Origin of the sequence: Prosthecobacter sp. (assembly GCF_044226605.1) — a bacterium.
Lineage (GTDB): Bacteria > Verrucomicrobiota > Verrucomicrobiia > Verrucomicrobiales > Verrucomicrobiaceae > Prosthecobacter.
In genome coordinates, this window is the sequence record NZ_JBGAGS010000024.1 from 1 (window position 1) to 18,544 (window position 18,544).

General features: G+C 59.8%; 13 protein-coding genes. 11 read left to right on the forward strand and 2 right to left on the reverse strand.

From position 1 onward, the window contains the following. The 11 genes from ACILSO_RS26345 to ACILSO_RS26395 all read left to right on the forward strand — a co-directional run. Positions 1 to 351, forward strand: a 351-nt coding sequence (locus ACILSO_RS26345; protein WP_395740467.1) for a DUF1501 domain-containing protein, incomplete at its 5' end; no start/stop codon positions are given. A gap of 33 nt (positions 352 to 384) precedes the next feature. Beyond that, entirely contained in the window at positions 385 to 1,785 is a 1,401-nt protein-coding gene (locus tag ACILSO_RS26350) for a hypothetical protein (RefSeq protein WP_395740468.1), read from the forward strand. 11 nt (positions 1,786 to 1,796) lie between these two features. Further along, complete coding sequence (locus ACILSO_RS26355) at positions 1,797 to 2,552, forward strand: ThuA domain-containing protein (RefSeq protein ID WP_395740469.1); 756 nt, start codon at positions 1,797 to 1,799, stop codon at positions 2,550 to 2,552. 6 nt (positions 2,553 to 2,558) lie between these two features. Further along, entirely contained in the window at positions 2,559 to 4,037 is a 1,479-nt protein-coding gene (locus tag ACILSO_RS26360; protein WP_395740470.1) for a hypothetical protein, read from the forward strand. An 8-nt stretch (positions 4,038 to 4,045) separates the two neighbouring features. Then, positions 4,046 to 4,804 carry a hypothetical protein gene (locus tag ACILSO_RS26365; protein ID WP_395740471.1) on the forward strand — a complete coding sequence of 253 codons (759 nt, stop codon included), beginning with the start codon at positions 4,046 to 4,048 and terminating at the stop codon, positions 4,802 to 4,804. Positions 4,805 to 4,820: 16 nt separating this feature from the next. After that, on the forward strand, positions 4,821 to 5,591 hold the full coding sequence (locus tag ACILSO_RS26370; protein WP_395740472.1) for a ThuA domain-containing protein: 771 nt from the start codon (positions 4,821 to 4,823) through the stop codon (positions 5,589 to 5,591). A 1-nt stretch (position 5,592) separates the two neighbouring features. After that, positions 5,593 to 8,472, forward strand: a complete 2,880-nt coding sequence (locus ACILSO_RS26375) for a DUF1553 domain-containing protein (protein ID WP_395740473.1) — start codon at positions 5,593 to 5,595, stop codon at positions 8,470 to 8,472. Then, a complete protein-coding gene (locus tag ACILSO_RS26380) occupies positions 8,469 to 9,872 on the forward strand; it encodes a DUF1501 domain-containing protein (protein ID WP_395740474.1) in 1,404 nt (467 codons plus the stop codon). The genes ACILSO_RS26375 and ACILSO_RS26380 overlap by 4 nt, the downstream gene beginning before the upstream one ends. Beyond that, complete coding sequence (locus ACILSO_RS26385) at positions 9,869 to 10,792, forward strand: hypothetical protein (protein WP_395740475.1); 924 nt, start codon at positions 9,869 to 9,871, stop codon at positions 10,790 to 10,792. Before ACILSO_RS26380 ends, ACILSO_RS26385 begins: the two co-directional genes overlap by 4 nt. Positions 10,793 to 10,882: 90 nt before the next feature. Then, a complete protein-coding gene (locus ACILSO_RS26390; protein WP_395740476.1) occupies positions 10,883 to 11,692 on the forward strand; it encodes an SDR family NAD(P)-dependent oxidoreductase in 810 nt (269 codons plus the stop codon). A gap of 45 nt (positions 11,693 to 11,737) precedes the next feature. After that, a complete protein-coding gene (locus ACILSO_RS26395) occupies positions 11,738 to 12,592 on the forward strand; it encodes a fumarylacetoacetate hydrolase family protein (RefSeq protein ID WP_395740477.1) in 855 nt (284 codons plus the stop codon). A gap of 591 nt (positions 12,593 to 13,183) precedes the next feature. On the opposite strand, the gene ACILSO_RS26400 is transcribed toward ACILSO_RS26395, so the two are convergent. Both ACILSO_RS26400 and ACILSO_RS26405 read right to left on the reverse strand, forming a co-directional pair. Further along, the gene (locus ACILSO_RS26400) at positions 13,184 to 14,437 is read right to left on the reverse strand and encodes an SGNH/GDSL hydrolase family protein (protein WP_395740478.1); all 1,254 of its coding nucleotides are present in this window, start codon (positions 14,435 to 14,437) and stop codon (positions 13,184 to 13,186) included. 123 nt (positions 14,438 to 14,560) lie between these two features. After that, positions 14,561 to 18,532, reverse strand: coding sequence for a LamG-like jellyroll fold domain-containing protein (locus ACILSO_RS26405; protein ID WP_395740479.1), 3,972 nt, complete (start codon positions 18,530 to 18,532; stop codon positions 14,561 to 14,563). Between the last annotated feature and the right edge of the window lie 12 nt (positions 18,533 to 18,544).

The window sequence follows — 18,544 nt, forward strand, 5'->3', positions numbered from 1 at the left end:
GCGCTGGTGGAGGATCTGCATCAACGCGGGCTGGACAAGGACGTCACGGTGCTGGTGTGGGGTGAGTTTGGACGCACGCCGATCATCAGCAAACAGACGGGGCGTGATCACTGGCCGCGTGTGGCGATGGCGCTGCTCGCTGGAGGCGGGATGCCGAACGGCCAGGTCATCGGGTCAACGGACCGACTGGGTGGTGAGGCAGACAGCCGGCCCGTGACGTTTCCGGAGGTCTTTGCCACGCTCTATCGGAATCTGGGCATCGACGTGAACACGACGACCATCACCGACACGAAGGGGCGGCCGCATTACCTCGTGGAAAACGGCGCACAACCGATCCGCGAACTGATTTGATGAAGTTCGGGCGTTTGGAGCCGTACGACTGGGATGAAATTTTTGACCATTTGCTGTGTCGTATCCGTAGTTTCCGCACTGCACGCCGCCGAGTTCCGAGCGGGAGCGGCGACGAGCAACATCACGCCTGAACTGGGGAGCTCGATCAACGGGGGCTTTCAGGATGGGAATGCGGTGTTCATCCATGATGAGCTGAATGCGCGGTGCGTGGCGCTGGATGATGGGAAGACGAAGCTGGTGCTGGTGGTGGCGGACAGTTGTGTGATCGGGCGGGGGATCTTTGATGAGGCGAAGAAGATGGTGAATGAGGCGACGGGTGTGCCGATGGAGAACATGATGATGTCCGCCACGCACTCGCATTCATGCGGCACGGCGCAGGCGGTGGGACAGAGCGAACCGAACCCGATGTATCAGCGGTTTCTGGCGAGGCGGATGGCGGACGGCATGCGCTGTGCGCTGGACAACCTGGCGCCAGCGAAGATTGCGTGGGGGACGGTGGATGTGCCGCAGCATGTGTATAACCGGCGGTGGAAGATGAAGCCGGGGAGCATCCCACCCACACCGCATGGTGTGACGACGGATCAGGTGAAGACGAACCCGGGCGTGAACAATCCAAACTTGGTGGAGCCCGCGGGACCGACGGATCCGCAGGTGAGCTTTATCAGCGTGCAGTCGGTGGAAGGGAAACCCATTGCACTGTATGCGAACTACTCGCTGCACTATGTGGGCGGTGTGGGGCCGGGGCACATTTCGGCGGATTACTACGGGGCGTTTGCGAACCGACTTGGCAAACTTCTTGGAGCGGACAGGCAGGATCCGCCGTTTGTGGGGATCATGTCGAACGGGACGAGCGGTGATATCAACAACATCGACTTCCGTGGAGGGCAGGCGAAGGAGGGGCCGTATGGAAGGATCAAGATCGTGGCGAATGATGTGGCGCAGGCGGTGGCGGGCGCGTGCAAGACGCTGACGTATCGTGACTGGGTGGAGCTGGGTGTGGCGCAGAAGGAGATGAAGCTGGGGCTGCGCATCCCGACAGATGCGGAAGTGGAAAAGGCGCGAGCGGTGACGAAGCAGTCGAAGCTGTTTCCGCGCATGGAGACGATGGAGCAGGTGTATGCACGGGAGACGGTGCTGCTGGCGGATTTTCCGAAGGAGGTGTCCGCACCGTTGCAAGTGATGAAGATTGGCGAGCTGCGAGTGTCGGCGATTCCTGCGGAAGTGTTTGTGGAGATCGGCCTTGATTTGAAGCTGAGGCATCCCAAGACTTTTACGGTGTCGCTGGCGAATGCTTACCATGGCTATCTGCCGACGCCGGAGCAACATAAGCTCGGTGGGTATGAGACGTGGCGTGCGAGGTCGGCGTGTCTGGAAGTGGACGCTTCGACGAAGATCGTGGCGGGGCTGGAGGAGCTGTTTGAAAAACTGAAATAGGATACACTGCGATGAAACTGATATTGTTTTGCCTAGCCTTGCTCACTTGCGCTGCTTCCGCGGCGAACATTGTCATCATAACGGTTGAGGATCCGAACAACTATGAGGCGCCGAGGACGATGAGGGAGTTTGCGGAGAAGGAGCTGAGGCCGCTGGGGCATAAGGTGACGATTGTGGAGGGGGACAAGCCACAGATGCATCACTTTGCGGGGCTGATTGAGGCGCTGAAAGAGGCGGATTTGCTGGTGTTGTTTTCACGCAGGCGCTTTCCGCCGAAGGAGGAGATGGCGGCCATCAAGGCGCACTTGGCGGCAGGCAAGCCGCTGCTGGGCATTCGCACGGCGAATCATGCGTTTTTGCCGAAGCCGAACGAGGTGGTGGATGCGAGTCTGGCGCCGTGGCCGGAGTTTACCCATGAGGTTCTGGGTGGAGAGAACACCGGGTATGAAACGAAGGGGCTGCCGTACAGCGTGAGTGTGCCGGCTGGGATCAAGACGCCGCTGCTGGAGGGCGTGAATGTGGCGGAGATCCGAGGGTATCAGTCGATGTACAAGGTGCTGCCGCTGGCTGTGGATGCGACGCCGATTTTGATCGGCGCGGCGCAGGAAGGTGCCAGTACGCCGCCGCAGCCGGTGGCGTGGACGCGCTCGTATGGGCCGGGCAAGGCACGGGTGTTTTATACGAGTCTAGGTGCGCCGGAAGACATGCGCAGTGCGGATGTGCGGCGGCTGCTGCTGAATGCGGTGGCATGGACTTTGCAGAAATAAACATTCATGAAAATCATCTGTCTCCTTTTGTGCGCATGTGTGGTCACGGCCCGGGCTCAAATGCTCGCGGGTGTGGCGAAGGTCGATATCACGGACCGCACGGGACCGGTGAATGATCCGTGTTTTGCCAAGGCGCTTGTTTTAAAAAGCGGAGAGACAACGGCGGTGCTGATAACGCTGGATGCGGTGGCGGTGGGTGGTATCGGGCGCATTGGGAATGGATTTATGGCGACGGTGCGGCGCGGGCTGGAGGAACTGGGGATTGCGCCGGGGAATGTGGTGGTGAATGCGAGCCACTGTCATGGGATTGTGCGTGGTGATCTGGAGCCGCTCATTATTCAGGCAGTGAAGGAAGCGGTGAAGAATCTGGTGCCGGTGAAAGCCGGATGTGGCGTGGGTTTGGAGACGCGCATCAGTGAAAACCGGCGGCTGAACATGAAAGACGGCAGCATGGTGGACATGAGGCGTGCGTACTCGATGCCGCTGGATGAAGCCGTGGCGAGTGTGGGGCCGATCGATCCGCAGGTTGGAGTGCTGCGGCTGGATGGTGATGATGGCGAGCCGCTGGCCGTGCTGTATCAGTTTGCCTGCCACCCGATCATGAACCCGCCGAGCAAGGGGTGCTCGGCGGATTATCCGGGTTTTGCGTCGAAGGTGATTGAAGATGCGACGGGAGCGATGGCGTTTTTTGTGCAGGGCTGTGGCGGGGACATCAATCCGGTGCGGTACAAGGAGGTGACACGTGCGGCGGATGCGGAGCCGCTGGGAACGATGCTGGGTGCGACGGTGCTGGCTGCGACGCGGAAGATTGAAATGAAGGGCGATGGTGTGCTGCGAGTAAGCAATGAGACGGTCAGCGTGCCGCGTGCGGCGGATTATGAGGCGAGGATTGCACGCATTGAAGTGGAGCAGAAGAAGCTGACGGCAGCGCTGAAGCCGACGAACATTAATTTTAAGAGCTTTCTGCCGTTGCTGATGCAGCACAAGCTGTGGCCAGAGACGCCTTCGCATTATTCGCAAAGCTATCTGCATGATGAGGCGCAGGGGCGGAAGGGGATCACGCAGCTGGATGCGGACAACCGGGTGCTCGTGGAGAATTATCTGGCGAACATTGAGATCATGGAGCGGCTGACGCGGCTGAATGCCAACATGGCGCTGCTGAAGATGCACCTGAAGCAGACGCAGGAAGCGGGAAAAGCGACGCTGGATGCTGAAGTGTGCGGGTTGCGTGTGGGGGATTTCAAGCTGGTGACGTTTCCCGGCGAGGTGACGGTGCAGGTGGGGCTGAACATCAAGAAGGCGGCGAAGGATGCGGGGGCTTTTGTATCCGGATATACGAATGGGTATATTTGGTACACGCCGACGGTGGAGCAGCGGTTGAATACGGGCTATGCGCAGGAGGACTGCGACACGCTGGTGGCGCCGGAGTGGCAGAAGATTTTTGAAACGAAGGCGCTGGAAGTTTTGAGCAGCCTCAGCCGATAGATATTTTCATGAAAGCATCTCTCATTCTTTTATTGATCGCGTGGACCTGTGTTGTGGTGGCCGCTGAAGAGCTGCCGAAGACGATCATGACGACGCGGGGCAAGCTGCTGGTGAACGAAGACTTCACGCCGCCGCTGGCGCCGGTCACGGGCAAGCCGGTGGGATTTGCGAGCGGGTTTACCGGCTGGCGATACAATGCGGGGCCAGCAGGTGGGAAGTCGGGGCACTGGGAGCTGGCGGATGGGTGCTTTACGGGCATGGAAAGTCCGACGGCGAATCATCCGGCGACGGCGTCGTTTGGGTTTCAATTCACGGATGCCATCATCCAGTGCGAAGTGAGGCTGAACGATGTGCCGGATGAGGGGCGCAAGTATCGGTCGCTGCTTGTGAAGGCGACGGATGTGAAGGACTATGTGATCGCGTTGAGCATCGGGCCGGGAGGGCTGTTTTTGATTCCGTATGATGCGGAGCGCATCAATCCTGCGACGAAGCAGCGGGAGAAGGGCACGGCGAGCCGAGTGCAGGCGCAGGTGAAGCTGAACGAATGGCACACGGTGGTGCTGGAGATCAAGGGGGATGAGGTGGTGGGAACGCTGGATGGGAAGAGCACGACTTTGAGCAATCCGCTGATCGGTGTGGCGAAGCACAGCCTAATGCTGGGAGCGAGCACGGAGGCGAGCTTCCGACATCTGCGGGTGTGGGAGGCGCTGCCGAACGCGGAGTGGGCGGCGGCGAAGGCGGCACTGCAAGCGGCGACGAAACCTTGAACTGATTTTTAATCCTATGAACCTATCCTTTGTTTTTCGAGCCTTGATCTTTGTTGCGGTTGTTTTGGGGTGGCAGCTTCAAGCGGCGGAGTCTGCGCATGTCGTCATCATAATTGGTGAGGATGAATATCATACCTGGGAGACGCTGCCGGAGTTTGCGGCCAAGGATTTGAAGGAGGTGCCTTATCGTGTGACGGTGGTGCAGGCGGATGCGACGGATAAGAACCAGTTTCCGGGATTTTTGGAGGCGATGAAGGATGCGGATCTGCTGCTCATTAGTGTGAGAAGGCGCACGCCGACAACTGAGGTGGTGAATGCGGTGAGGGCGCATCTGGCGGCGGGGAAGCCGCTGGTGGGGATTCGCACGGCGAGCCATTGCTTTGCGCTGCGTCCGAAGGAGCCGGAGCCGAAGGCGGGACTGGCAATCTGGCAGGAGTTTGACCACGAGGTGCTGGGTGGGAACTACACGGGGCATTACGGCAAAGACCCGGCGAAGATCACGCTGGTGCCGGGTGCAGAGACGCATCCGATTTTGAAGGAAGTCACCGTGAGTGAACTGATTGGACATGGGGGGCTGTATAAAAACACGCCGCTGCAAGAGGGGACGACACCGTTGCTGAAAGGAACGCTGCCAGGCGCGGAGACGGAGCCGGTGGCGTGGACGCATTTGTACGGAGAGAAGAAGGCGCGGGTGTTTTACACCTCGATGGGGCATTGGGATGATTTTAAGCTGCCGGCTTTCAGGCGATTTTTGCTGAATGGCATCGCGTGGGCATTGGAGAAATGAAATGAGACTTCTGTGCTCCATCGCTGCCGTGGGCATGCTCCAGCCTTCTTTGCTGGTGGCGGGGGGGGTGCAGTTCAATCGGGACATTCGGCCGATCCTTTCGGATCATTGCTTTACGTGTCATGGGCCGGATGTGAAGGCGCGGAAGGCGAAGCTGAGGCTGGATCTTCCCGGAGGTGAACTGAAGGAGGTGGTGGAGCGGATCACTTCGCATGATGCGGATGAGGTGATGCCACCGCCGGAGACGAACAAGCCGCTAACGGGTGTGCAGATCGAGAAGCTGAAGCGGTGGATGGCGGAGGGGGCGAAGTATCAGAAGCACTGGGCGTTTGAACCGCTGAGCTTGGAGGGGGTGGGGAGTTCGATCGATGAGATTGTGGAGAAGGGGCTGAAGGAACGGGGGATGAATTTGGCGCCGGAGGCGAATGCGGAGGTGCTGGTGCGGCGCGTGGCGCTGGATCTGACAGGGCTGCCGCCGGAGAAGAAGTTTGCGAGCTATGAGGAGGCGGTGGACGAGCTGCTGGCGTCACCGCATTTTGGTGAGCACCTGGCGGTAGGCTGGATGGATGCGGCGCGGTATGCGGACACGAATGGTTACTTTGGCGACAAGCCGCGGCAGATGTGGCTGTGGCGTGACTGGGTGATCAATGCGTTCAACGCGAACATGCCGTTTGATCAATTTACGGTGGAGCAACTGGCGGGTGATCTGCTGCCGAATGCGACGGTGGCGCAGCGAATTGCGACGGGATTTAACCGTAACCACATGGCGAACAATGAGAGCGGGAGCATTGATGAGGAGTTTCGCACGGAGTATGTGGTGGACCGGGTGGATACGACAATGACGACGTGGCTGGGCCTGACGGCGGGCTGCGCGCAGTGTCATGACCACAAATTTGATCCAATCTCACAGCGTGAGTTTTATCAGCTGTTTGCGTTTTTTAACAACGTGCCTGAGCAGGGGGTGATCAAGCAGGAGAATCCGCCGCCTTTGATGGAGGTGCCGTCTACGGAGCAGCAGAGGGAGTTGGTGGAGCTGGGCGCTAAAGCGAAAGAGGCGGCGAAGGCGTTTGATCCGGTGCAGGCGATGCTGAAGCCGAAGATTGCGGAGTGGGAGAAGCATGCGGATGAGACCGTGCCGAAGCTGCCGTCGCCTGCGGTGCTGCATGTGGATTTCAACGGACAGATGAGTGCCGGGATGAAGGCGGAAGGAACCACGGTGGTGTTTGAGCGTGGCATCCGTGATGAGGCGGCGAAGTTTGATGCGACGCAGCATGTGGAGGGGCGTGTGAATGGGTTTGATGCGGACCGGGCGTGGAGCATCGGGTTGTGGGTGAATGCGGAGGGATCGCTGAGCTGTCCGCTTTCGTTGATCGAGCCCGAGGGGAATCGCCGGGGGCTGGAGCTGATCTGGCAGAAGGGGCGGGTGCAGGTGAACTTGGTGCATCGCTGGGGCGCGAGCGCGATCGAGGTATCAACGGTGGAAGCGCTGAGCCAGAAGGCGTGGCACCAGGTGGTGGTGAGCTATGACGGGACGCAGAAGGCGGCGGGACTGCGGGTGTTTTTTGATGGAGAGCCAACGACGCTGGAGGTGCGACGCGACACGCTGAACGGGAGCATCGCGAATGATGAGCCGCTGCGCATCGGAAGGCGGGATTCGGGGCTGGGATTTTATGGGAAGATCGATGAACTGCGCATCGTGCCGCGAGCGCTGGATGGCAAGGCGGCGGGCGAGTGGTTCTGGGCGGAGAGGATTCGGGGCATTGTGGAAATGGACGCTGCCAAGCGAGTGACTGCGGAGCGTGAGATCCTGCTGGACTACTACATTGATCATTTTGCGGACGCGTCTGAGCAAACGGTGCGAGGCCGCATGAAGGCTGCGCAGCAAAAAGAGAAAGAAGTGCGTGAGGCTGTGCCAACTGTGCTGGTGATGCAGGAGATGGAGAAGCCGCGCACTGCGCATGTGCTGGAGCGCGGACAGTATGACAAGCCGCTGGAGGCGGTGGAGGCGGGTGTGCCGGTAGCTGTGGCGGAGTGGCCTGCGGATGCGCCGCGAAACAGGCTAGGCTTTGCGCGATGGCTGGTGTCGGCGCAGAATCCGCTGACGCCGCGAGTGGCGGTGAACCGGCTGTGGCAGCAGTGCTTTGGCGAAGGGCTGGTGCGGACGCCGAATGATTTTGGATCTCAAGGCGAAGCGCCGACGCATCCGGAGCTGCTGGATTTTCTGGCGGCGAAATTTCGTGAGAGCGGCTGGGATGTGAAGGCGATGCTGAAGATGATCGTGATGTCGAAGACGTATCGGCAGAGCTCAGTGATGCGGGATGCGAATGATCCGCAGAACAGGTTGCTCGCGCGTGGGCCAAGCGGGCGGCTTTCGGCCGAGATGCTGCGGGATCAGGCGCTGGTACTGTCGGGTCTGCTGGTGCCGAAGATCGGAGGGCCGAGTGTGAAGCCATTTCAGCCACCGGGATTGTGGGAGGCGGTGTCTTATAACGGGGAAGAGACCTATGTGCCGGACACGGGAGATGGGCTGTGGAGGCGGAGTTTGTACACGTATGTGAAGCGGCAGTCGCCTCACCCGATGCTGCTGACGTTTGACGGGCCGACGCGTGAGAAGTGCCTGGTGCGGCGCTCCAGCACGAACACGCCGCTGCAGGCGCTGATGCTGCTGAATGATGAGACTTTTCTCAAGGCGGCCGAGGCTTTGGCGAAGAGGTCTGAAGGGCAGGGGGATCGCCTCGTGTGGATGTTTAAGACGGCGATGCGCCGTGAGCCGGATGCGGAGGAGCGGCGGCTGCTGGAGCGGCTGCTGCAGCGGCGTGGCTCGTGGACGGTGGTGGCGCATGCGATTTTGAATCTTGATGAGGTGATCACGAAGCGATGAACGATTTTCTCCAGCGGCGGCAATTCATCTGCAACTCGGGTTTGAGCCTGGGTGGCATGGCGCTGGCTGGACTGATGCGTGGAGATGCGGGAGCGGCGGCGCACTTTGCGCCGAAGGCGAAGCGGGTGATTTATCTTTTCATGCATGGCGGGCCCTCGCAGCTGGATCTGCTGGATCACAAGCCCGGGCTGAAGAAGCTGCATGGGCAGGAGCTGCCGGCTTCGGTGCGCGGGGAGCAGCGGCTGACGGGAATGACGAGCGGGCAGAAGTCGCTGCCGATCACGGCGTCGATGTTTAACTTTACGCAGCAGGGGCAGAGCGGTGCGTGGGTGAGCGAGCTGCTGCCGCATACGGGGAAGATCATGGATGAGATCTGTGTGGTGCGCTCGATGAACACGGAGGCGATCAATCATGATCCGGCGGTGACGTTTTTGCAGACGGGGCATCAGCAGCCAGGGAGGCCGAGCTTTGGGGCGTGGTTGAGCTATGGGCTGGGATGTGAGAGCAGCGATCTGCCAGCCTTTATTGTGATGGTATCTCGTGGTAGTGCGGCGAGGCCGGCGGATCCGCTGTATGCGAGGCTGTGGGGTTCGGGGTTTCTGCCGTCGAATCATCAGGGGGTGGCGCTGCGGAGCAGTGGCGATCCTGTTTTGTATCTTTCGAATCCGGCAAGCATTGATGCGGTGACGCGGAGGGATGAGCTGGATGTGATTGCGGCGCTGAACCGGAAGCAGCTGGCGCAGCAGCATGATCCGGAGATTGCGACGCGGATCGCACAGTATGAGATGGCTTTTCGGATGCAGAGCAGCATGCCAGAACTGACGGGCATGAGCGGGGAGAGTGCGGCCACGCTGGATGATTATGGGCCGCAGTCGAGGCAGCCGGGGACCTTTGCGGCGAACTGCCTGCTGGCGCGGCGGATGGCGGAGCGCGGTGTGAGGTTCATCCAGCTTTATCATCGCGGCTGGGACCAGCACTACAATCTGCCGAGCGATCTGCGGCTGCAGTGCGGCGATGTGGACCAGCCTGCGGCGGCTTTGGTGCGGGATCTGAAACAGCGTGGGATGCTGGATGAGACGCTGGTGATCTGGGGCGGGGAGTTTGGCCGGACGACGTACTCACAGGGCAAACTGGAGGCAACGAATCATGGGCGTGATCATCACGGGCGCTGCTTCACGATGTGGATGGCGGGCGGAGGCATCAAACCAGGGGTGCAGTATGGGGAGACGGATGATTTTTGTTTTAACATCGCGCGAGATCCGGTGCATGTGCATGATTTGAACGCGACGCTGCTGCATCAGCTGGGGATTGACCACAAGCTGCTGACGTATCGCTTTCAAGGGCGGGATTATCGGCTGACGGATGTGCATGGGAATGTGGTGAAGGGGATTTTGGCATGAAGAACATTGAATGGATGATGATCGTGATGGTGTTGTGGCATGCGTCTGTGCTGCGTGCGCAGGAGCCGGTGAAGCATGTGCATCAGGAGGGGAAGATCCGGGTGTTTTATCAACTGGAGGGGCAGCATGCGGTGGATGCCACGGATGCGAACAAGAGCGGGGTGCCGGACCAGGTGGAGGATCTGCTGACACAGATCGTGGCGGCGAGGACGATGTTTGTGGAGGTGCTGGGCTTTCCTGATCCGCTGCTGACGGAGAGGTTTCGCACGGCGAGTTTTATTGATGTGAGTTTTCGGCACAAGGATGTGCTGAAGTCCAATGGCGTGGCGTATGATGAACTGCAGCGGTATAACAGAGCCGGAGATCCGAAAGGGACGCTGAGCATCAGCTTTACGGTGGCGACGTCGGTGAAGGCGGCGACGAATCTGACCCCTGCGCATGAGTTTTTTCACCTGATCCAGAACAGCGTGACGTATTTTAAAAACAAGTGGTACAGCGAAGGGACGGCACGGTGGTCTGAGAAGGCGCTGGGGATTGGCGGGCTGGGACCGGCGAAGATTTTGAGCGCGTGGCCGTTGCCGGAAGAGCAAGAGGCGGCGGTGTATGGGATGGCGTATGAGGCGGCGGACCAGTTCTGGAATCCGCTCGCCGCAAAAGCTGATGACGAAGGTGTGATACCTGAAGTGCCGGCGCTCGCGCGGGTGAAAGAGATGCGCTATACCGATGGGACACCGGTGCTGAAAGATCTTAAACTGACGGGCTGGGAGTTTATCCGCGAAGTGCTGCAGGCGCTGGACAGGGCGGATGATGTGGCGTTTCGGGAGCTGGGGTATGAGCGGTGGTCGGAGGAGAATCAGAGGTCGCCCAAAAACAACGCGTACATTATGAAGAGCATTGAAGATGTGCTGGCGAAACGCTGACGCATTTTCTTTGAGGCGATGGAGGTGCAGCCTTGAGCATCGGCGCGCGCTCGCCATAGAAGACGACTCACCCAAACACCCTGACAAAACATGAGACTTCAAGACCAGGTCATCCTCATCACCGGCAGCACGACCGGCATCGGCGAATTCATGGCGCGGCGCTTTGTCGCGGAAGGCGGCAAAGTCATCCTGCATGGCCGTGATTTGGCGCGAGGCGAGGCTCTGTGCAAGGAACTTGGCACGGACAAGGCGGCGTTTTGCCAGGGAGATCTGGCGGATGCGGCCTATCCAGAAAAATTGGCGAAGGATGCGATCGCGGCTTTTGGCAAGGTGGATGCACTGGTCAACAATGCGGCGTTGACGAATCGCGCGCGCATTGGCGAGACGGATGCGGCGATGTTTGACCGGATTATTTCTGTGAATGCGCGTGCGCCGATGCTGCTCATCCGTGCGCTGCTGCCAGAGCTGAAGAAGAACCAGGGCGTGGTGCTGAACATTGGCTCGGTGCTGGCGCATTGCGGTCAGGCGAACCTGCTGGCGTATTCGATGTCCAAGGGCGCGCTGATGACGATGACGCGGAATCTGGCGGATGCGCTGGGAACGGATCGCGTGCGGGTGAACCAGCTCAATGTTGGCTGGACGCTGACGGAAAACGAATATCAGGTGAAGCTGGGTGACGGACTCGGTGAAGGCTGGCCGGAGCGTCTGCCTGCGTATGCGGTGCCGATGGGACGACTGCTGATGCCGGAAGACATTGCCGCAGCGGCCGTTTACTGGGTGGGGCGCGAGAGCTTTCCTGTCACCGGAACGGTGGCGGAGCTGGAGCAGTATCCGCTGATTGGCCGCTACACGAATCATGAAGGTGATCCGCTGAAGCAGCAAGATCACGAGAAGAAATGACGAATGATAAATTGAATTTGAGAAACACGAACTGAACAACCGAACATGAAACTGATCCGCTTTGGAAATCCTGGAGAAGAGAAACCCGGCCTGCAGCTTGAGGATGGACGCCGCATTGATGCGTCTGCTTTTGGTGGGGACTATGATGAGAAGTTTTTTGGTGGCGATGGGCTGGAGCGTCTGGCGGCGTGGGCGAAGGCCAATGCGGCTTCTGCGCCGACGGTGAGCGCTGACACGCGGCTGGGCCCGTGCATTGCGCGGCCAAGCAAGATCATCTGCATCGGGCTGAACTACAGCGACCATGCGAAGGAGAGCGGGATGCCGATCCCGGCGGAGCCGATTGTGTTTTTCAAGGCGACGAGCGCGATCGTGGGGCCGAATGACAATGTGGTGATTCCGCGCAATTCGAAGAAGACGGATTGGGAAGTGGAGCTGGCTTTTGTGATTGGCAAGAAGGCGAGCTATGTGTCTGAAGCAGACGCGATGAGCCATGTGGCGGGGTATTGCGTGCACAATGACTACAGCGAGCGTGAGTGGCAGCTTGAGCGTGGTGGCCAGTGGGTGAAGGGCAAGAGCTGCGACACCTTTGCGCCGATCGGGCCGTTTCTGGCGACGAGCGATGAGATTCCTGATCCGCAGAATTTGAAGCTGTGGCTGAAGCTGAACGGCAAGACGATTCAGAACAGCAGCACGGCGCAGATGATCTTTGGTGTGAAGACGCTGGTGAGCTATCTGAGCCAGTTCATGAGCCTGCTGCCGGGGGATATCATCACGACGGGGACGCCTCCGGGAGTGGGGCTGGGGTTCAAGCCGGAGCCGCTGTTTATGAAGCCGGGGGATGTGATTGAGCTCGGAGTCGAAGGACTCGGAGAGCAGGGGCAGACGGCGGTGGCGGCGTAGCGGAGGGCGGCATCTATGGCGCTCGGTTAACGATTGTTAACCGGGCGCGGTGATGTTGTTGGTACCGGTGTGCGCAGGCGTGTGGCGAGGCGTTTTGACTACGCTGCTGGTGACCGTATTGTGTAGCGGAGCGCTGGCTTTGCTTCCCAGCATTGCATGAATTACCCAGGGCGGCGCTCGCTGAGGCTCGCTGGCCCTGGGCTGCGATAGGCCGCACCTTTGGTGCTTCTGAGTAGCGGGCAGCTCAACGAAACCATTCTTGTCCGATGTCATTCAGGACGGGCATTTTTGACTGATAGTGGCGAGAGGTTCTATCGCATACACGGTTGAAAACGAGTCTGGACAGAAGTGCGGGTAGAGAGATGGCCATAGCAATGGACGCGCGTCCGGAGCCGGCAAGATGCCAGCGCTCCCAGCAATGCATCGTGCGCTCGGCCTCCGGTGTCACAGCACCTTGTGCGGCATGAATACGCATGTTCGAGAAACGGTTGGCTGCGACGAGAATGCAGACGCGTTTTCAAAGGGGCATGATATCAGGCCTGTGTGGAAAGAGGGTGGCGGAAACTCTCGAGGTGATGACAGGCCGGAGGCCTATCCTCCGGGGGTTACTTTGAGGCGGATGAAACCTTTGCTGACGAGGCCTGGGGTGACGGTGATGGTGCCGTCGTAGTTGGTGGTGGTTTGTGCGGGAGGGATGTTGGTCCAGTTGATGAGATCGGGGGAGGACTGGGGCTGGATGGTCCCCCATTCGGTGAAAACGGTGCGGGGGCGATAGGTCATGGTGAGGGCACCGGATTGAAACTGGGGCTGTGGCATGGCGGGCTGATCGAGGGCGAATTCGATGCCGTTGGGGATGCCGTTGTTATTTGAGTCGGCGGTGAAGCTGCCGGTTTGACCTGAGGATGCCTGCCACTCGGTGAAGGGGATGTTGGGATCGAGGCCGAGGACGGTGGAGATGATGTAATCGTCGGTGAGCGGAGTGATGGCGGTGGAGGGATATTTGGCGTTGAAGGCATCGACGACCATCTGCGCGATCTTGGTGTGGGCGCAGGTGTTGGGATGGAAGCCGTCTCCGGAGAAGGTGTAGCGGGTGCGAGCATCGGCATCTGCCATGCGATAAAACTCGATGCCTTTGATGCGGAAGGGCTGGGTGATGATCGCCTTGGTGAAGTCGTAAACGTCGGGGACGAAGCCGATGTTTTGTGACTGGGCGTAGGCGGCGAGGTTGGCATTCAGTGCGTCCATGGCGGCGGTGACGCGGGCTGTCTTAATGGGGTCTGTGGGGTAGCCTGCTTGAATTTTCGGCGTGCAGCCGACGTGGGGAACGCTGACGAGGACAATGGGGACGGTGGCGTTTTGAGTGCGGACGAAATTGAGGATCCACTGGATGTTTCCAAGGGTGGTATTGGTGACGGAGACGTCCACGGTGCCATTGTAGAGGTTGGCGTAGTAGCTGTCGGCGTCGTTGCCGCCGGCGAAGATGACCACGCGCTGCACATCGGTGCGGAGCTGGCTCTTGAGCGTGTTGGTCCACCAGAAATTATAGATGCTGCTGAGCTGGTTGCGGATGTCTGTGGTGGTGGCGCCGGGGAAGGCCCAGTTGAAACGGTGGCCGGTGAGGCGGGGGTCGGAATAGGTGCTCCAGGTGCCGGTATCGAACCAGGCGGTGCGGTGCTGGTGGAGGGTCTCGATCCAGTTTCGTGCCTGCCAGGAGGCGGGATTGTTGGGATAGAGGGCGGGGAATTCGGCTTCGTATTCCTTGGTGAGGCTGTCGCCGATGACAAGGCATTGCTCCGCCCTGAGCGTGAGGCTCATGAGGAGGATGAGGGACAGAAGACGAAGCATGTTCCTTTTCAGACGGAAAAAACGCCTGAAAGTTCAGTGTGGGAGCAACAAATCGGCTCCGCTTTTTGCTGCGGCTGGAGGTTTTGAGAGGCTTGCCAGAGTGAACTAAAGTTCTCGACTACTTTATTCTACTTTCAGCACGCCGTTCATCACCATCCAGTGGCCGGGGAAGGTGCAGAGGTAGGGGTAGTCGCCTTTCTCTTTGGGGGCGGTGATGTGGATGGTGAAGGTGGACTGGGGATTCGTCATGTCGGTGTAGGCGAGGACGTCGGGGGAGTCGGGGACGTAGTGTTTGGCGAGGCCCTGGGGATCGGTGATCATGAGGTTAGCGAGGTTGCCGATTTTTTGCAAGGTGCCGGGCTTGGCGAGCATCCAGTTGTGCGGGACGACGTCGGGGTTTTTGAAGACGATGGTGAGTTTTTCGCCGGGCTTGGCGGTGAGCTTCTTCTGCACGTATTGGAGGCCGAGGGCGGCTTCGATGATCACTTCGCGGCCGCCTTCGCCTTTGGCCCAGGGGTTGGGCTTGGCGGATTTTGGCGCTTCCATGCCGATCTGTGCGGCGTGGTTGGTCTTGGCGATTTTGGTGTAGCCGGGGAATTCGGTGAAGGGTTCTGCCAGGGCGTGAGCGGTGAGGAAGATGTCGTGGCCGGTGGTCAGGTGCAGATGGATCTGGCTGGCGGTGACGATCTGCGGGATTTCGAGGAAGAGGGTTTTGCCACCGTCGAGCTTTTGCACGCTGTGGACTTCGAGAGGGTCGTGACCGGGGGTGTCGGCGTATTTCACGGAGTATTCGGGGGAGCCGTATTGGGCACCGTAGCGGTAGTTCCAGCATTGGGCGAAGCAGGTGGCGGTGTCGGCTTCTTTGACAGGCTGGTTGAAGCGGAGGACAACGCCGTTGTCGCGGGCTTCGAAGGCGATGGGGACGGGTTTCTCGCCGCCGGTGAAGCGGACGCGCTGGAAGCAGCCGTCCTTGGGTGTGTAGCTGCCCCAGCCCTGCATGCCATTGACGTAGAGGTGGCCGTCATTGGGATTGAAGCGGGCGCACTGCGGGCCGGAGTCGAAGTTGCCGCTGATCTTGAACGCGGCGGCCTGCCAGCGGCCTTTGACGTTCTGCCGCATGGCGAGCCAGGCGCCGCCGCCACCGGAGGAGAGGTGGATGAAATTGTCATCGCCTTTGAGCGAGGACCATTTGTCGCCGGAGATGAAGGCCTGGCTGCTGGCGCTGTTGTCCTCGCCGCGTGGCAGATAGAGGAGCACGGGTTCGGGGGGCTGGCCGTTTTTGGGGCCGCCTGCGCCGAAGTGAGCGCCGAGATTGTGGTCGAGCTCGATCTGGAAGATGGAGGAGGCGGGAGTCCAGTCGCCTTCTTGACCGCTGGTAGTGAGGAAGCGGCCGTCTGGAGAAATGCCGAGGCCATCGGGATTGCGGAAGCCGGTGCCGAGGACTTCCAGCTTGTCGTCGGGGCGGTAGCCATTGGTAATGGTGATGCGGCAAACGCCCTGGTTTCCAGAGGCGAAGTACCAGCGGCCTTCCTTGTCGGTTTCGAGGCCGACGATGAAGTCGTGGCCGCCAGGGGAGGTCTGCATGGCGTCGGTGATGCACTCGTAGAAGTCGGCTTCGTCGTCGCCATTGAGATCATGCAGGCAGGTGATTTGATCGCGGCCGAGGACGTAAAGTTTGTCCTTCACGATCTTCATGCCGAGGGGCTGGTGGAGTCCGGTAGCGAAGCGCTTCCAGCGGATCTTTTCGAGCTTCTCGTCGATGCCTTTTACCAGCCAGACTTCGCCGGTCATGGTGGCGATGGCGGCGGTGCCGTCGCTGAAGAAGTCGTGGGCGGTGATGAAGAAGAGGGTGCCGTAGGGGTTCTCGAAAGGGAGCTCGATGGTGTCGGTGGCGAAGGGCTGCTGGGTGCCGAGCTTGCCTTTGGTTTCGATCCACTTGGGCCATTGGGCGGGGCCGCCTTGGATGAGTTTGGCAAACTTCTCAGGATCCTGGTGTTCGTTTCTAGCGGTGGAAAGGAAGGGGCGGCCCTCGATTGAATACGAAAAAATGACTTCTTTGCCGTGCCGGTAGAAGCCGTGATAAACACCTGGGCCATCGGTTCCTTCGCTGACTATTTTTTTGACGACTTTTCCATCCATCGCAGCCCCGCCCATAAATCCGTGGCGTGCATCGTTGAGTTTGATAAAGCCCCCTGACCACACGATCGGGAATGTAAAAGTATCAGGGTCGAAGACAGCGGCTTGATCATCATAACGCACGCACACTGCTTTCGGAATCGTAACCCCCGCACCTTTGAAGACGCCGCTAAAGACCGAGCCGTGATCGCTGGTGGCGAAGCGGTTGTCTTTCCAGGTGACCTGGTCGTTTTGATTGCCCCAGTGGCCTTGCTGGCCGCCATCGAGGCCGGGGAACTGGGGGATGAGTTCGGGCAGGGGCTTCTGCTTCATGAACTGCAAAGCCTGCTTGCCGTAGAAGTCGAAGACGCGCTCGCGGTTTACGAATTCCTGCCAGTGAACGTTGTCTTCGGGGTGGAGGGGTTTGAGGTCGGGCTTGAATTCGGCGGGCTTCGGCGCGGGCGGCGGGAGGAGGGCTGCGAGGTTGTCGAAGTCCCAGAGGCCGAGGGTGTTGTCCATGCGCAGGCGTGGGCCGCCGACGCCCTTGCGCGGCTTCATGGCACCGCGTGAGAGGCGCACGTCATCGATGATGCCATCGCAGCCGATGCTGTGATCGACGAGGCTGCCGAAGGCGATGCCGCCTGCTGTGGAGTTGCCGGTGAGGGGTTTGATGGGCTTTTCCAGCACCTGCTTGCCATCGATCCAGAGGATGAGGTTGGTTTCGCTGATGCTGGCGTGAAGGTCGTGCCATTCGCCATCGCAGATGTTGACCTGGGAGTCGAAGTCGCCGCCGCGGCCGGGCATGTAGAGGGCGAGGGTGCCGCGCTTGGCGTGGGTGTAGAGTTCCCAGTGGGTGGCGGAGGATTTGGCGTCTGAGGCGATGAGGATGTTGTAATGATCTTTGCCGGTGAGCTTGGCGCGGCACTCGATGGTGAGGGGCAGCGAGCGGAAGGATTCGTTGTCCTTTTGGAAATAGCTGCCTTTGAGGGCATTGCCGAATTCCTTGCTGAGAGAGGGCACGCTTTCGCCAACGACGGTGAGTTTGGTGGTGACGGCGGGAGCGGCGGGTTTGTCGGTCCAGGTGCGGTATTTGGGCTTGGGGCCGGGGGGATTGTCGTCGAGCTGCGGGATGAGCCAGGCGAGGCCGTCGAGGTTGTCGAGGAGTCGGCCTTCGGCGTCTTCGTTGGTGTGATTGAGGATGCCGATGGGGCCGCTGTAGCCGCTGGCGCGGACGATGCGCAGGACCTTTACATCTTCCGTGCCGACACCGAGCGGGAGGATCTTGCGGCCTTTGGCTTCGCCGTCGATGTCCATGCCGTTGAGGTTGAAGCAGAGCAGATGCGGAAGCATGCGCGGCAGGATTTTGGCGAGGCGGTCGAGATGGCCGTGACCGTGGTGGAGGTTGTACACCATGCCGATGTTTTTGATGCCCTTGGCTTTCAGGGCCTCCACGATGGCGATGGCGTTTTCGGGTTCACCGTACCAAGCGCCGTGATTGTAGAGAGCGACCGGGCAGCCGAGGGGGGCGGCGGCTTCGCAGATGGGCTGCAGACGAGCGACTTCCTTGTCGATGCGTGTCTGCTGATCGGCCGCGTCTTTGACTTGGATGGCGCCGCCGTTGCCATTCACCCAGAGCTGAGGGTGGACGTTGTGGCGCTTGAAGAGTTCGAGGGTTTGTTTTGCCTCGTCATTGAGCGTGGTGGGGAACCACCAGCCCATGAGCTCGATGTGGTGTTTTTTGAGGGCGTTCAGTTCTTCGTCCCACTGCGGGATGTGTTCCTTGCGGTAGTCATAGACGAATTTTTTGACGCCCATTTTTTCGAGCATGGCGGCGCGTTCTTCGGGGCCGCGTTTGGCTTTGTCGAAGGGGACGATGCACCAGGCGGCGAGGTTGGATTTTTCGAAGAGGTCGGCGGATCTCACCACAGAACACACGGAATACACAGAAAGGGTCAGCAGAAGCAGCAGGCGTTGTTTCATGAATGGATCGGA

What these genes read in the sequence shown, in the direction of transcription:
- ACILSO_RS26350 (WP_395740468.1), top strand. Translation starts at nt 385, where the DNA reads ATGAAATTTTTGACCATTTGCTGTGTCGTATCCGTAGTTTCCGCACTG.
- ACILSO_RS26355 (WP_395740469.1), top strand. Translation starts at nt 1,797, where the DNA reads ATGAAACTGATATTGTTTTGCCTAGCCTTGCTCACTTGCGCTGCTTCC.
- ACILSO_RS26360 (WP_395740470.1), top strand. Translation starts at nt 2,559, where the DNA reads ATGAAAATCATCTGTCTCCTTTTGTGCGCATGTGTGGTCACGGCCCGG.
- ACILSO_RS26365 (WP_395740471.1), top strand. Translation starts at nt 4,046, where the DNA reads ATGAAAGCATCTCTCATTCTTTTATTGATCGCGTGGACCTGTGTTGTG.
- ACILSO_RS26370 (WP_395740472.1), top strand. Translation starts at nt 4,821, where the DNA reads ATGAACCTATCCTTTGTTTTTCGAGCCTTGATCTTTGTTGCGGTTGTT.
- ACILSO_RS26375 (WP_395740473.1), top strand. Translation starts at nt 5,593, where the DNA reads ATGAGACTTCTGTGCTCCATCGCTGCCGTGGGCATGCTCCAGCCTTCT.
- ACILSO_RS26380 (WP_395740474.1), top strand. Translation starts at nt 8,469, where the DNA reads ATGAACGATTTTCTCCAGCGGCGGCAATTCATCTGCAACTCGGGTTTG.
- ACILSO_RS26385 (WP_395740475.1), top strand. Translation starts at nt 9,869, where the DNA reads ATGAAGAACATTGAATGGATGATGATCGTGATGGTGTTGTGGCATGCG.
- ACILSO_RS26390 (WP_395740476.1), top strand. Translation starts at nt 10,883, where the DNA reads ATGAGACTTCAAGACCAGGTCATCCTCATCACCGGCAGCACGACCGGC.
- ACILSO_RS26395 (WP_395740477.1), top strand. Translation starts at nt 11,738, where the DNA reads ATGAAACTGATCCGCTTTGGAAATCCTGGAGAAGAGAAACCCGGCCTG.
- ACILSO_RS26400 (WP_395740478.1), bottom strand. Translation starts at nt 14,437, where the DNA reads ATGCTTCGTCTTCTGTCCCTCATCCTCCTCATGAGCCTCACGCTCAGG.
- ACILSO_RS26405 (WP_395740479.1), bottom strand. Translation starts at nt 18,532, where the DNA reads ATGAAACAACGCCTGCTGCTTCTGCTGACCCTTTCTGTGTATTCCGTG.